The organism is Suicoccus acidiformans, assembly GCF_003546865.1.
In the GTDB taxonomy this organism is placed as follows: domain Bacteria; phylum Bacillota; class Bacilli; order Lactobacillales; family Aerococcaceae; genus Suicoccus; species Suicoccus acidiformans.
In genome coordinates this window covers 244,481-258,487 of record NZ_CP023434.1, presented here as the reverse complement: position 1 = coordinate 258,487, position 14,007 = coordinate 244,481, and the positions used below count along the sequence as shown (strand labels likewise).

Sequence of the window (14,007 nt, the reverse complement as noted above, 5' to 3'; positions counted from 1 at the left end):
CGCCTCCTATACTGCCACAGGTGCTTTAATTAAAGCATGCGGCTCATATCCTTCCACCCGAATATCATCCACTTCAAAGTCGAAAATACTGGTCTTCTCTGGATTCAACCACAGTCGCGGCAAGGGCTTCACCTCACGACTCAACTGAGTCTCAATCTGGTCGAAATGATTCTGATAAATATGCACATCCCCAAAGCTATGAATAAATTCTCCAGCTTTAAGGCCCGTCTCACGCGCAACAAGGTGCAAGAGCAAGGCGTAAGAGGCAATATTAAAGGGAACGCCGAGGAACAAGTCCCCACTGCGTTGGTATAATTGCAAGCTGAGCTTATCCTCTTCAACATAGAATTGGAATAGAACATGACAAGGTGGCAAGGCGGCTGTAGGCACATCTTCCGGATTCCAAGCTGTCACAATTAAACGTCTTGACTGGGGATTATGCTTGATTTGTTCAATTACGGCTTTCAATTGATCAATCACTTCCCCTTGGCGACTTTGCCAAGCACGCCACTGGGCACCGTAAACATTGCCCAAATCGCCAAATTCCGCCGCAAATTGTTCATCTGCTAGAATCCGGTCGGTAAATTGACGCATCTGAGATTGGTAGACTTCATTAAACGATTCATCTTCCTGTGACCGCAAGCCGAAATTAGTCATATCCGGCCCGGTATAGGCATCACTTTGGACATAGTTAGCAAAAGCCCACTCATCCCAAATATGATTATTGTGTTCCAATAAATAGCGAATATTTGTGTCGCCTTTAATAAACCACAACAATTCGCTCACCACTAAACGGAAGGCTACCCGTTTGGTAGTCAACAAAGGGAAACCATCCGCCATATCAAAGCGCATCTGATGCCCAAAGATACTGCGTGTCCCAGTCCCGGTTCGGTCACCACGGTCATTGCCTTCCTTTAAGATTTTCTCTGCTAAATGTAAATACTGAACAGTCATCACAGACTCCTTTTTTATTCATTATTCTACCAGAATAGGCCTAGTCTTCCAAACGTAAGTCGAAGCCTTGTTCTTGCACAACACGGAAATACTGTGACCGCAATTCGCGATTATTAGAGATGTTGTTCAATACTTGGTTCGTGAAGCTATCTGAACGCTGATTCTTTTTGCGGGTATCATAGTAGTGGGTCATCGTTTCATCGTAATCGGCTAAAGTTGTTAAATAATCTTCTGGTGCATCATAGGCATTCTCATACAACTTCAAATTTACAGCCATTCGCGGTTTCAATTCTGGATGATCGTCCGGGTAGCCCATAAGCCAAACCTACTACAGGCATGGTCAACTCAGGTAAACCTAAGAGTTCGATGACAGCCCGTTGATCATTAAGAATACTACCCAAGTAGACCGCTCCCAAATCAGCCGCTTCAACTGCATTCGTTAAGTTCTGTGCCATCAAGGCCGCATCGGTAAAGCCTTGCAAGAAGAAGTCCATGGAACGTGCATTCTCGCCTTCATAGCCCTTAGCCTCGGCAATCTTGGCATTACGTCGTACATCGACAATAAAGACTAACAATTCCGGTGCATCAGCAACGTAAGCTTGCTTGCAGATGTCTGCTAAGGCCTGCTTCTTGTCCGGATCGCTAATGCGAACAACAGATGCAAACTGCATGCCCATACTGGTGGCCGTCCGGTTCATCACTTCCATCAACTGCTCATTCAAAGTTGCCGGGACTGGTTGGTCTTTAAAGAAACGGATTGTTCGATGATTCAATTGCTTTTCATGCATGGTATTCATAAGGTTCCTCCTAAATTTCCAATTGTGCTTATTATAACTTACTTTTGGACAATTCTCAGCGATTGTATACTTTACCTTCTTCCTAAAAGTGTGTAGAATAAGGTTACTAAGCCAATTGTATAAAAGAAAGGTTCATATATGCAAGCAATTCGCCACACTTTCAAAAATCAAAAACTGCTCTTGCGTTTACTCCTGTTAATCTTAGCAACGATTCTGATTACCATCACGGTCTTCTATGGTTTATTGATTGCTGAAATCCGCGAGACAAGCCAGCGAGAACAAATGACCCGAATTCTACAAATTGCCACCCAGGTCGCTCGCAATCCAACGATTGTCGAAGAGACTGCGTACGGTGTACCGAGCGACACGATGCAAGCTTATGCGAGTGAAATCGAAGAGACCTTTGAGCTGGATTACGTTGTCGTCCTTACACCTGAGAGCATCCGCCTGACCCATCCGAATCCTGAACGCCGTGGGGGCCAGTATTTCGGCGATGGCGGCCAAGAATTACGGGCTTTTGAAGGAGAATCCTATACATTAATCGGGCGGGGCACACTCGGCGAGCAATTACGTGCCTTTGTCCCGATTTACCACAGTGAAACGGGCGAGGTAATTGGTGCAGTCAACCTGGGCATCACCTTGCAGACTTTGGACACACTCTCGCAGGCAACCTTGGAGCCTTTAACCTGGGTCTTACTTATCTCTCTAGGGCTTGGCTTTCTACTCGCCTTCTTACTCGCCTACTCTCTCAAGAAACAAATGCACGACATGGAGCCTCAAGAAATTGCCCAAGTGCTCGAAGAGCGCAATGCGATGTTAACGCGTACCTTAGATGGTGTCATCGTGACAAATCCCAATCAAGAGATTATATTAATAAACGATGCAGCGCAACGGGAGTTTGCTGGTCAGGAAGGGGATGAGTTGGCCGATATTTTGCCTTTTCTGGATGGCGGGGAAGGTCGTAGCCAGAAGTTATACCAGGTCAGCAATAAGAGCTACATTGTCTCCCTAGCCCCAATTATGACCCGGCATGGATATTCGGGGCAAATCTATATAATTCGCAATGCAACGGAATTGTATATGTTGATTAATCAACTGTCTACCACAGATGTATATGTGCAAACATTAGCCACCCAGTCACACGACTTTCTGAATAAATTACATGTTATCTACGGCCTAGCTGATTTAAAGCAGTATGATGCCCTGAGCGATTATTTGGCTCAACTCATCGAACCGCAAGCCCGTTTCGAACAGAGCCTGAGCTTACTGGTGCATAATCCAACGATTGCGGGCTTTTTAATCAAGCAGCGTTTAGCTTTTGAAGAGATGCAGACCGCTTTTCACTTAGAAATTACGAATGAAATCCCTGCGACGGCTAATTATTTCCGCTCCCAGCAATGGTTGGAGCAAACCGAAGAGTTATTGGAGGTCTGTAAGACACATTTAGCGGACTTTGAAGACCTGCACGTCCAGTTAGCCTATGAAGAACATCAACTTAGAACTTGCTTGTATTTAACGAATGTGCAACCAGACTTGGTGAAGCTTTTGGACGAGATTGCTTACACTGAGATTCAAAGCCAAGCCAATCAGGCATTACTCGTCTGTTATACCCAAGCTTATTGATAGGAGGAGACCATGAGCTACCAGATTCTCTTAATTGAAGATGACCCGATGATTCAAATGATAAATAAGACCTATATCGAACAAGTGCCAGGCTTTGAAGTCGCTGGGATGACTGATTCGAACGCCGAGGCAATTACTTTGTTAGATGAGATGACTTTTGATTTGATTCTCATTGATTTAAATTTAAAAGGCGAATCTGCCCTCGACTTTATGAAAGCCTTACGGCAACGTGATTACCCAGCTGAAATCATTATGCTGACCGCCCAGAACGATCAACGCAGTATCCAAATCGGCTACCAATACGGGGCGATTGACTATATTCTCAAACCTTTCACAGCCGAACGCCTTCAAGAAAGCTTATATGCCTTCAAAGCACGCCAGGACGTTCTCCAAAGCACCCAACTTGACCAAGCAGACGTCGACCGCCTCTACGGCTTCCAGAAAGAAGCAAACGGAGGCAATCCAAAGGCCTTAGATGCTGATTCTTTAGAAAAAGGTATCACCGCCCCGTCCTTGAAGAAAATCATGGCTGCGATTACTACTTTCAATGGGACCTTTACCATTGAAGGCTTAACCGAAGAAGTGGACTTCTCACACGTTACAGTCCGCAAATATATTCATTTCCTGGCTGAGCGTGGTTATCTTGAAACTGATCAAGAATATGGCGGCATTGGGCGACCAATTACCTACTACAGCCTTACAGACAAAGGGGCCAACTAGCATGTTGAATGATACCAATGCCCGTTATGTTCTAGAGACGATTATGGCTATGTACCCGGACCGACACACTGCCCTGTTGCATAGCAATCCTTTTGAATTACTCATTGCAGTCATCTTAAGTGCGCAGACTACAGACGAAGGCGTTAACCGGGTTACACCTGACCTTTTTGCTGCCTACCCTACCGCTGAGGCAATGGCTGCAGCTGAAGTAGCCGATTTAATTCCCTATATCCAACAAATCGGTCTCTACCGCAATAAGGCGAAATATATCCAAGCATGCGCCGCTCAGCTTGTGGAAGAGCACGGCGGACAAGTTCCGGCTGAGCGTAAGGCTTTAGAAGCCCTCCCCGGCGTCGGTCGCAAAACTGCCAGCGTCGTCCTCAGCAATGCCTTTAATATCCCAGCTTTTGCCGTCGACACCCACATTCACCGCATTGCCAAACACCACCACTTAGTAGAAGCCAATGCCAGCGTACGTCAAGTTGAAGACCGGGTTTGTGCACTTATCCCAGCCGAAAACTGGCTTCATTGCCACCAAGCCATGATTCAGTTTGGCCGCCAAATCTGTACCGCGCGCAAACCCCATTGCCAAGACTATCCTGAACTGTACGCCTACCCCGATTTGAGCGACCCCGGCATACCTTACGCCTAAAATCCAGCCATTAGCTGTGCTTATTTGCATAGAATGGCTGGATTTATTTGTTGCTGAGCTAAGTGGAATTGACTCCAAACAACCCTCTCATTTACAACCGCGCCAAGGGCCGACAACACTCATATAACTCCCATCGTATGCACTTTTCAGTTGCCAGGGACTCAGGTGCAACCTCTTGATTTAAATCTAAACTCTCCCCAAAAGTATCCACCTCATAGAGTAAATTATTTATTTCATGTCTTGTATAAAAGAGAGGGAATTTACGTTGAAAGATAAGATATTCCCCCTGCCCAGACAAGGCCACCAATTGATTTGCCGACGGTAGCGACCCATCCACCGAGTTATCGCCCATGCCGGCCGCACCTACACAAAGCCCCCGCGCAGTACTGTTCACTGCACGAGGGCTTCTCTGTTATGTTTAATATTCAGACCTTAAGCAACTTGCTCCTGGTTTTCAACTCGATTCGGTTCACTCGGTTTCGTCTCATCTTTGGCTCCTAAGAGACGTAGTCCGTTGAGAATAACTAGAATGGTTGAACCTTCATGGAAGACAACCCCCATTGGCAAGTCAAGCCAACCAAAGAGATTCAAGATGACGAGAATAACTATCACCGCAATGGAGAAGGCCACATTCTGCTTGATAATTTTATTTAATTTCTCACTGAGTTCAAAGCTGTAATAGAGTTTAGCCAGGTCATTCTGGACGACGACAACGTCGGCGGACTCCATAGCAACGGACGAACCAGAGCCCATCGCAATCCCAATATCAGCATTCGCTAAGGCTGGCGCATCATTAATGCCATCCCCAATCATACCGACTACTTTGTCGTGTTCTTGCTCTTCCTGCACCAGGCGAATCTTATCTTCCGGCAAGCAAGACGCTTGGTAATGCACAATATTAACTTCCTTAGCAACGGCACGCGCTACTTGTTCATTATCTCCAGTAATGAGTTGCACGTCAACACCCTCTTCTTGGAAAGCGGCCACAGCTTCCTTAGCTTCCAGACGAACCTGGTCCGCTAAGACAAAGTAACCAATAATCTGATTATTCCGTCCAGCAAAGATAACCGTGTGACTTTGCTTCGTTTGCGCCCGATAATTATTCGGATCTTCATAACTATCGAACGATGACGGCTTCCCAACAAGAATGTCACCCTTTTGGATACCGACACCGGCGACCTCTTCAATAGACTCAGATGTATCGACCGTATCCAGTGGTAAATCAGCAAAAGACATGGTAATCGCTTCAGCAATCGGATGGGTTGAAGACTGTTCCATGTAAACCACTTCTTTGAGGTCTGCTTCATTTATTTCGTGATCAATAACTTGAAATTCACCGAAAGTTAGTGTTCCTGTCTTGTCAGAAAAAAGCGTGTCCATCGTACTCAAGGCTTCCATAGCGGCACCACCCTTGAAGAGAATCCCATTCTTAGCACCATTACTAATGGCTGACAAAGTAGCGGGAGTAGCTGAAGCAACCAAAGCACACGGACTCGCCACAGTCAGTAGCACCATCCCGCGGTAGAAAGCATCTTGGAAACTCATATTCATAATTAGCATCAAAGCAACAATGAAAAGCGGCACCGCAATTAAAACACCGACCACATACCTACTTTCCAAGCGGTCAATAAAGCGCGAAATCTTCGATGGACGTCCTTGCGCTTCTTCCACCATTCGAATAATATTGGAGAAGATTGTCTCGCTACTAGGCTTCGTAACCGTCAAATGGAAGACATTTCCTTCGTTTATCGTCCCGGCAAAAACTTCCTCACCCGATGTCTTCTCAACAGGCACCGATTCACCCGTTAACGCCGCTTCATTAATCGTCGTCAACCGGTCGGACTTCCCATCAATCGGAACTTGGGCACCTTTGGAGACGACTACAATATCCCCCACTTGCAAAGCATCCGTTGGCACTTCTTCAACATCCCCACTTGGCAATAAACGTTGCGCCGTTTGGGGCACTTGGCCCATCAACTCTTCAATCGCATTAGTCGAGCGATTCATTGCGAAATCTTCCAGTACCTCAGCCCCAGCAAAAATTAAGAGCAAGAGCGCACCTTCCGATTCATAATTAATGACACACGCCCCCAAGGCTGCCAATACCATCAATAAGTCCACATTGGGTGAACGGTCTTTAATCGTCTCAAGTACTGCATGCTTCGTTGCATAAAATCCTAGGAAAAAGATCGATATATAAAAACTTACCCGGCTTCCCATCGGGTCTGAAATAACAAACCCAAGAATTAGGAAAATTGCGCCGATGAGTAAGAACCGCCCTTCGCGATTTTTGAACAAGAAGTTCATCATGCTTTCTCATCTCCTCTTATAAATGAATAGAACCTCATTTGAATCCTTATACATCTATCTTAGCGCGAATTCAGTCGCAAGTCAAGTTATTTATAACAATTCTAAAATAGTAACTATTACAAAAATTCCACAATAACTCCTATCTTGCGCTATACATGAATTAATATTCATGTAATATCTATACTTACTATATCGTGATATTGTTCACAAGTCAATCAATATGCTTCACCTTCATCCGATTCAGTAGGCTCCACATTCAAGCAGCACTGCTTCAATACGTGAATATACACATAACAATATTCGCTCAACCTAAACACAAATAGCCCCCAGAAATTTCTTCTGGAGACTACAAGCGTTTGTTGGAATATAACAATGATTATCAGGACTGTAAATCTCTACGACATAGGATAAGTAAGATATTTTTTTAGCTAGTTAACAAAAACTCAAGTGAAACAGGTTATTATTTGGTCACTTCACGCAGTACATTAATCATTTCAATGGCATTCGTTGCGTAAGTAAAGCCATTATTCCCAGCCTTGGTTCCTGCCCGCTCAATGGCCTGTTCAATATTCTCAACAGTTAGAATGCCCAGAATTACAGGAATGCCAGCATCCAAGGCCACCCGGCTAATACCGCTTGTTGCTTGATTGACGACAACATCATAATGGCTGGTTGCCCCACGAATTACCGCACCAAGTGTAATCACCGCATCATACTGACCGGATTCAACCATTTTTTGGGTGAGGATGGGCAGCTCATAAGCCCCAGGTACCCAGACAACGTCGATGTGGTCGCTAGGCACACCTGAGCGGGTTAGGCCATCCTCAGCCCCTTTTAATAAGCTTCGAGTCAAGAAATCATTGAACCGAGCAATCGCAATGCCAATTCTAACGCCTTCTAGTGCAACTAAGTTTCCTTCAATAATATTCATGTTCTTCCTCCTAATGTTGTTTAACGTGTAATAAATGCCCCATGCGAATTTGCTTGGTGACTAAGTAATTGTGATCATGGTCATTGGCTTCCATCTCCAGTGGAACGCGCTCGGTAACATCTATCTGGTGTTGTTCTAACTGTTCAATTTTATCAGGATTATTGGTCATCAGCTTCAGGCGTTCAACCCCTAAGTCCTTCAGCATTTGTGCAGCGCTATCGTATTCACGCATATCACCCGGGAAGCCGAGCACTAAGTTTGCTTCTAAAGTGTCTAAGCCTTCATCTTGCAGTGCATAGGCCTTCAACTTATTAACTAAGCCTATACCGCGACCTTCTTGGCGCATATATAAGAGCACGCCACGGCCTTCTTCGGCAATTTGCTGCATGGCCTGGGCGAACTGTTCCCCGCAATCACAGCGTAAGGAGCCGAATACATCACCAGTCAAGCATTCAGAATGTACCCGGGCTAAGACTGGCGCTTCACCACTAATATCCCCTTTCACTAAGGCAACGTGATGTTCACCGTTAATACGATTAACATAGGAATGGGCAACAAACTGACCATATTTCGTCGGCATTTGGACACTGGAGACACACTCCATAATTTGCTCATGTTGCCAGCGGTAAGCTTGCAGATCCTTAATCGTAATCACTGGCATATCCCACAACTGCGCCTGCGCCAAAAGCTCCGTCTCACGCATCATCGTGCCATCCTCGCGCATAACCTCCACACATAAGCCACTCTCTTGCAAGCCGGCCAAGCGCATCAAATCAACCGTCGCTTCAGTGTGACCATTGCGCGCTAGGACCCCATTATCTTTGGCAATAAGTGGGAAGACATGACCCGGACGGCGGAAATCTTCTGGCATGCTATCTGGTTCGAGCACCTGGCGCATGGTATAACCGCGCTCCTCGGCTGAAATCCCCGACGTCGTATCCACATGATCAATCGATACGGTAAAGGCCGTTTCATGATTGTCCGTATTATTCGCCACCATCGGATGGAAATTCAAGCGCTCCGCAATCGCTCGACTCATCGGTTGGCAAATTAAGCCTTTGGCCTCAGTGGCCATGAAGTTAACATTATCGGTGGTAGCAAATTCCGCGGCACAAATTAAATCCCCTTCATTCTCCCGATCCTTATCATCCAAGACCATTATGATTCTGCCTGCTTTTAAGGCCTCTAAAGCCTCTTCAATCGTTGTATATGCCATTATATTTCCTCCCTCTCAAGCAATCGCTCAACGTACTTTCCAATTAAATCATTCTCCAAATTCACCACACGCCCCACCTCATATTCCCCAAAAAGGGTCTGCGACGCCGTATGTGGAATAATTGAGACACTGAATTCACCCGCTCCATCATCCAGTCCAGCAATAGTTAAACTCGTCCCATCAATCGAAATGGAACCTTTCATAACGATATAACGCAGAATCTCTGGCGACGTGCTGAAATGATACCAATTCGCAATCCCGTCCGCTTCAATCCGCTCTAGGATACCCGTTCCATCAATATGGCCACTGACGATATGTCCACCGAAGCGGTCACTGGCCTGCATAGCCCGCTCTACATTCACTGAACTGCCAACGTCCAACACTTGGAAAGCCGTCCGGTCCAACGTCTCCTGCATCACATCCACTGCGAAATATCTCTCATCAAAAGCTACGACCGTCAAGCAAATACCATTCACGGCAATGCTATCACCTAGGGCCACATCACCCATCACTTCCGGAGCTTGAATCACTAAACGCACTCCCCGCTCCACAGGCTCAATCGAACGCACCTGCCCTTTAGCCTCTACGATTCCTGTAAACATCCTGTCACTTCACTTTCTATCCATATATCTTCACCCAGGCGCTCTATCTGCCTAATTCGAAGGCCCAAAGCTTCATCCATGCGCCCGAAGCCTAAGCCCGAAATGGCAGAAGGAGCGTCCTGACCACCCACTAATTTCGGTGCAATATACGTATGCACTTCTTGCACCAAGCCTGCTTTAAGGGCACTCCAGTTAAGCTGGGCGCCTCCTTCTAAATAAACCGAGATAATGCCTTGTTTGGCCAGTTCTTTCATGAGGCTTCTCAAGTCTACCTGCCCTGCATCATCCGCCGGTAAAGTAAGTATTTGACAGCCATAGGCTTCATAGGTAGCCTGCTGGGCTTGGTTGGTGACTGTTGTCGCAATAATTAGCGGAAGCTCCTTGGCACTTTGAACCAAACGACTTTCCAGCGGCGTCCTTAAATGACTATCACAAACGACCCGAATGGGATGACACGGCTCACTCAGCTCTTCTAAGCGCACATTGAGTAGCGGATCATCCGCTATAACCGTTCCCACACCGACCATAATCGCCTGAAAGGCATGACGGCTACGATGTACATGCTGGCGTGCAACTGGACCCGTAACCCACTGTGAATGGCCCGTATGAGCCGCTATCTTACCATCGAGGGTCATCGCGTACTTCATCACAACAAAAGGTAAACCAGTCTCATTGAAATGGAAGAAGGTTCGATTCAGCTGCCGACTCTCCTTAGCAAACACGCCTGTATCAACCGTCAAGCCCGCTTCTTTAAGTTGCTGGATCCCTTTGCCGGCCACAAGGACATTGGAATCCAAAGCGCCAACCACAACCCGCGCTATACCTGCTTCAATAATTGCCTGGGTACAAGGTGGCGTACGTCCCTGGTGGCAACATGGCTCTAACGTGACATACATTGTCGCGCCTGCAAGTTGCTCCCGATGCCCCTTGGCTACAGTATCAGCCAAAGCTTGACGTTCGGCGTGGCCTTCCCCTAACCGAGGATGATAGCCCACTCCAATCACTTCGCCTGCTGCGACAATTACCGCACCTACCATCGGATTCGGATTTGTCCAGCCCAGACCTCGCTCAGCCAATTTCAAAGCATAGGCCATATATTGTTCATCTTGATTTCGTTCCAAAAGAAAACCCCCGATCACTATTCTCATAGATAATCAGGGGTTGATTCGCTAAAAAACAAAAAAACTCTGAAATAGTTATACTATTCCAGAGCGATTGCTAGCTAAATATGCTAATCTTCTTTCATCCAGACTGTACTGTCGGCTTCGGAATTACACCGAATCATGCCTTGCGGCTCGTGGGCTTTACCACCGGTGGGGAATTACACCCCGCCCTGAAGATCTATTGAATTTGTACATCTATCATACGACGGATGTAAGCGCCTGTCAAGCCTATTGTGCACTATTTAGCAAATAAACCTGTAGAGAAGTCAAACATTTGTGACACAAGCTCTGAAAAATAGTTTGTGGAAAAGCAGTTAAACAATCAGAATATTTCTGGAAAGTTTTGTCAAGGCCTTTAGAGCGAAGCGTGCCTTGACGAAACTTGGAAGAAATATATAATGGCTAACCTGCTTTTTCAAAAAATTCAGCGACAACTTCATTTGGATTCTTGAAATTTAAAATCTTCCGGTAGGTATTATTGTAGCTTGTATTGTACCTTCTTAAAGCTTTTTCTAGCTCCTCTTCACTGGAAAAACGTCTTCTTGAATAGAATCTTGTTTCGTCTTCTCGGTGACTCCTCTCTACCAACCCGTTCTGCCAAGGACAATAAGGAGCAGTCGTTTGATAGTCGATATCCAAGAAATTTAAGATCTTTTGGAACCTTGATTTCTTATCGGTTTCCTGAGGGTCGTTGGTAAATTCTTTCCCGTTGTCAGTTTGTATCTTGTCAATCTTAAAGCCCATTTCCTCTTCCAAAGTGAGAACGAATTCAGAGGTTGTATAGGTGCTATTTTCATTCATCAGACTCAGCACCCTCTTGCGTGAATAAGCGTCTATGGCCGTGATTTGGTAATATCTTTTATGGTGACTCACAAAGCCGATAGAGTTCACAGGAACGTATTTAACATCAATTTGAACCAGTTGACCAGGATGAGTGTATTTAGACTTTTCTTTCTGCTTCTTGCGTTTTTTCTTGGCTTTTGAAGGCTTGCCTAGACCCATCTTTCTGATTTGTCGGCACATGGAATCATAAGACCTGGTGTAGCCCTCATCTTTGCATTTGCGGTAGACGTGAGCTAACCCACGGTGTCTATGATGCCTATGCATATGTTTAATCAGATCTAATTCATCCTGTGTATGTTGGTTAGGATGTGATTTAGGACGAGTAGACTTCTTTCGCAAAGATTCAATTGATCCATCATACCTTTGTCGCCATCTCTGAACATATTGCCTGGATTTATGATATCTCCTTGCGGCTGCGGCATTATTATTCACTTTAATGGCATACTTAATAATTCGTTCGCGATGTTTCATACCTTCTGTTATAATAGACATATAAGAGATCCTTTCTATGTTTATAATTGTTCACAAATCTATTATAACAGAGGGGTCTCTTTTTTATTTGTTTTATGTCACATATGTATTATCTCATAACAATTGTGCACTATTTAGCAAATAAACCTTAGAGCAGACCAGATATCCGCTTACTAACTGAGTGACCCCGTCTATAATCTAAACTCCCTCCAATTATACACCTCAATGAATATAATGATGACTGAACGTTGATAGGTCTGCATTTTTAAGAGAGTTTCTTTTCAACCTACCTTGTATAAAGACGCAAGGTAGCTCAGTGTTATAAAATTTTTTGAAATGCAAATTTCAGCTTAGATTCACAAACAAATAATTTACAGAATCTTTCGCATTGTGGGAGTAAATTATTTATGTTTCTTGTGTTGTATAGAATAGGGGGGGAATTTACGCTATAACATAGATGTCACATTGATTAAGCCGGATTTGCTTTCCTTTGCTCTAATCTGCCAAACACAAAAAACCGACAACTCTTTCAAGCCGTCGGCACCCCTTATTAAGCCGTTGTATCGAGCGCTTGATCTCCAAGCAATTCTTGCATATTCTCCGCGCCATATTCTTTCTTGAATAAGCGTTGGGCAACGATTGGTGACAAGATGGACGTAATAATACATGCCATCATGACAATTGCAGTGGCCCGAGCCACTTCAGCAGAATTAAATAAATGCGGGAGGGCTGCTCCAACAATCGCTGGGTTAGCCACAGACATTCCAGCTACATTCCAAATAGCCGCGCCATCTACCCCACCATTATTCTTCGTCACGAATTTATCAAATGGAATCAATGGCAACATCAACACTAAGAAGATTGCTGTCATAATGAAACCTGGCACACCTGAAGCAATGGCATCTTGAATACTCATGCCAGCCCCTAAGTTCCAACCGAGGAAAGGCAAGAGTTTACCAACCATTGGCGCAAAGAATTCTCTAAAGCTAGTGTCAATATTCCCTAACAACATCCCAGCAATTAGTGGAATAAAGATAGAAATAATCGGATTCCAATCAATCGCACCTGCTCCACCATCTGACGTTAATAAACTAATACAAATAAGCGGTGTAAAGGACATACCAAGAATACCAAAGACCCCGTAGGCTGCCCCGAATTGTTGATCACCGTAGCTAGTATGAATCGCCAAAGCTACTGCTGGATTCAAGGAATACGTCACACACGCAAAGGATAAGAGGCTAATTCCCATCGTTCCTTCGACACCGAACAAGAAATAAAAAACCACAACAAACACCGTTGATAAGACCAATTTAAAGATAATCATCGGCAAGTGACGTTTCAATAACGGGCCAATGGTGCGCAAATCTAAGGTTGTCCCTGCAGCAAACACCAATAAACCAATAACTATCGAGGTTCCTTGAGCGAATGTTTGCGCCGTTGTTCCTCCAATGTTATACATATTCGGGAAGATTGACACAAGAATCATACTCAAGACCATTGGGACTAAAAATGTACCCGCAGGTATTCTGTTAATCGCTTTTAGCAAATAAGCTGCTCCTCTCTATTATTTATAATGCTTCTTTTATTTTATCGAAAAGTTCATATAAGTCAAACCCTTATTAATGTATGAATGCCCTATCATTAGGCCAAAATTTCATGTTATTTCTAATAAAGCACTCAGATCAAACTTTCCATTTGCTAAGTCTACAGTCATGAGGTAAGATG

General features: G+C 44.9%; 14 protein-coding genes and 1 riboswitch. Of the genes, 3 read left to right on the top strand and 11 right to left on the bottom strand.

The genetic code is table 11. From position 1 onward, the window contains the following. Nucleotides 1-6 precede the first annotated feature (6 nt). The 3 genes from CL176_RS01300 to CL176_RS01295 are packed head-to-tail and all read right to left on the bottom strand — an operon-like array spanning nucleotide 7 to nucleotide 1,751. On the bottom strand, nucleotides 7-954 hold the full coding sequence (locus CL176_RS01300) for a thymidylate synthase (RefSeq protein ID WP_118989683.1): 948 nt from the start codon (nucleotides 952-954) through the stop codon (nucleotides 7-9). Between the two features lie 40 nt (nucleotides 955-994). Then, complete coding sequence (locus tag CL176_RS12545; RefSeq protein ID WP_240430567.1) at nucleotides 995-1,231, bottom strand: nitroreductase family protein; 237 nt, start codon at nucleotides 1,229-1,231, stop codon at nucleotides 995-997. Then, complete coding sequence (locus tag CL176_RS01295; RefSeq protein WP_240430566.1) at nucleotides 1,206-1,751, bottom strand: nitroreductase family protein; 546 nt, start codon at nucleotides 1,749-1,751, stop codon at nucleotides 1,206-1,208. Before CL176_RS01295 ends, CL176_RS12545 begins: the two co-directional genes overlap by 26 nt. A gap of 138 nt (nucleotides 1,752-1,889) precedes the next feature. Between CL176_RS01295 and CL176_RS01290 the strand changes: the two genes are divergently transcribed. Genes CL176_RS01290 through nth form a run of 3 tightly spaced genes read left to right on the top strand, consistent with a single transcriptional unit; the run spans nucleotide 1,890 to nucleotide 4,746 of the window. Beyond that, nucleotides 1,890-3,374, top strand: a complete 1,485-nt coding sequence (locus CL176_RS01290; protein WP_118989682.1) for a Spo0B domain-containing protein — start codon at nucleotides 1,890-1,892, stop codon at nucleotides 3,372-3,374. A gap of 12 nt (nucleotides 3,375-3,386) precedes the next feature. Further along, nucleotides 3,387-4,094, top strand: a complete 708-nt coding sequence (locus CL176_RS01285; protein ID WP_118989681.1) for a response regulator — start codon at nucleotides 3,387-3,389, stop codon at nucleotides 4,092-4,094. Nucleotide 4,095: 1 nt separating this feature from the next. Further along, nucleotides 4,096-4,746, top strand: a complete 651-nt coding sequence (nth, locus tag CL176_RS01280) for an endonuclease III (RefSeq protein WP_118989680.1) — start codon at nucleotides 4,096-4,098, stop codon at nucleotides 4,744-4,746. A 91-nt stretch (nucleotides 4,747-4,837) separates the two neighbouring features. On the opposite strand, the gene CL176_RS01275 is transcribed toward nth, so the two are convergent. The 8 genes from CL176_RS01275 to CL176_RS01240 all read right to left on the bottom strand — a co-directional run bounded on the left by CL176_RS01275 (nucleotide 4,838) and on the right by CL176_RS01240 (nucleotide 13,828). Then, the gene (locus tag CL176_RS01275) at nucleotides 4,838-5,140 is read right to left on the bottom strand and encodes a hypothetical protein (RefSeq protein WP_162890756.1); all 303 of its coding nucleotides are present in this window, start codon (nucleotides 5,138-5,140) and stop codon (nucleotides 4,838-4,840) included. Nucleotides 5,141-5,178: 38 nt separating this feature from the next. Continuing rightward, the gene (locus tag CL176_RS01270; protein ID WP_118989678.1) at nucleotides 5,179-7,056 is read right to left on the bottom strand and encodes a heavy metal translocating P-type ATPase; all 1,878 of its coding nucleotides are present in this window, start codon (nucleotides 7,054-7,056) and stop codon (nucleotides 5,179-5,181) included. 460 nt (nucleotides 7,057-7,516) lie between these two features. Further along, nucleotides 7,517-7,987, bottom strand: coding sequence for a 6,7-dimethyl-8-ribityllumazine synthase (gene ribH / locus CL176_RS01265; RefSeq protein ID WP_118989677.1), 471 nt, complete (start codon nucleotides 7,985-7,987; stop codon nucleotides 7,517-7,519). 10 nt (nucleotides 7,988-7,997) lie between these two features. After that, the gene (locus CL176_RS01260; RefSeq protein ID WP_205528121.1) at nucleotides 7,998-9,203 is read right to left on the bottom strand and encodes a bifunctional 3,4-dihydroxy-2-butanone-4-phosphate synthase/GTP cyclohydrolase II; all 1,206 of its coding nucleotides are present in this window, start codon (nucleotides 9,201-9,203) and stop codon (nucleotides 7,998-8,000) included. Then, nucleotides 9,203-9,805 carry a riboflavin synthase gene (locus CL176_RS01255; protein WP_118989675.1) on the bottom strand — a complete coding sequence of 201 codons (603 nt, stop codon included), beginning with the start codon at nucleotides 9,803-9,805 and terminating at the stop codon, nucleotides 9,203-9,205. The genes CL176_RS01260 and CL176_RS01255 overlap by 1 nt, the downstream gene beginning before the upstream one ends. Further along, nucleotides 9,787-10,926 (bottom strand): bifunctional diaminohydroxyphosphoribosylaminopyrimidine deaminase/5-amino-6-(5-phosphoribosylamino)uracil reductase RibD, encoded by a 1,140-nt coding sequence (gene ribD / locus CL176_RS01250; protein ID WP_276101702.1) that lies wholly within the window; start codon nucleotides 10,924-10,926, stop codon nucleotides 9,787-9,789. The genes CL176_RS01255 and ribD overlap by 19 nt, the downstream gene beginning before the upstream one ends. A gap of 109 nt (nucleotides 10,927-11,035) precedes the next feature. Further along, nucleotides 11,036-11,150: riboswitch (FMN riboswitch) on the bottom strand. Nucleotides 11,151-11,370: 220 nt separating this feature from the next. Next, on the bottom strand, nucleotides 11,371-12,303 hold the full coding sequence (locus CL176_RS01245) for a DDE-type integrase/transposase/recombinase (RefSeq protein WP_118989673.1): 933 nt from the start codon (nucleotides 12,301-12,303) through the stop codon (nucleotides 11,371-11,373). A 529-nt stretch (nucleotides 12,304-12,832) separates the two neighbouring features. Further along, the gene (locus CL176_RS01240; protein ID WP_118989672.1) at nucleotides 12,833-13,828 is read right to left on the bottom strand and encodes a 2-keto-3-deoxygluconate permease; all 996 of its coding nucleotides are present in this window, start codon (nucleotides 13,826-13,828) and stop codon (nucleotides 12,833-12,835) included. Nucleotides 13,829-14,007: the final 179 nt, after the last annotated feature.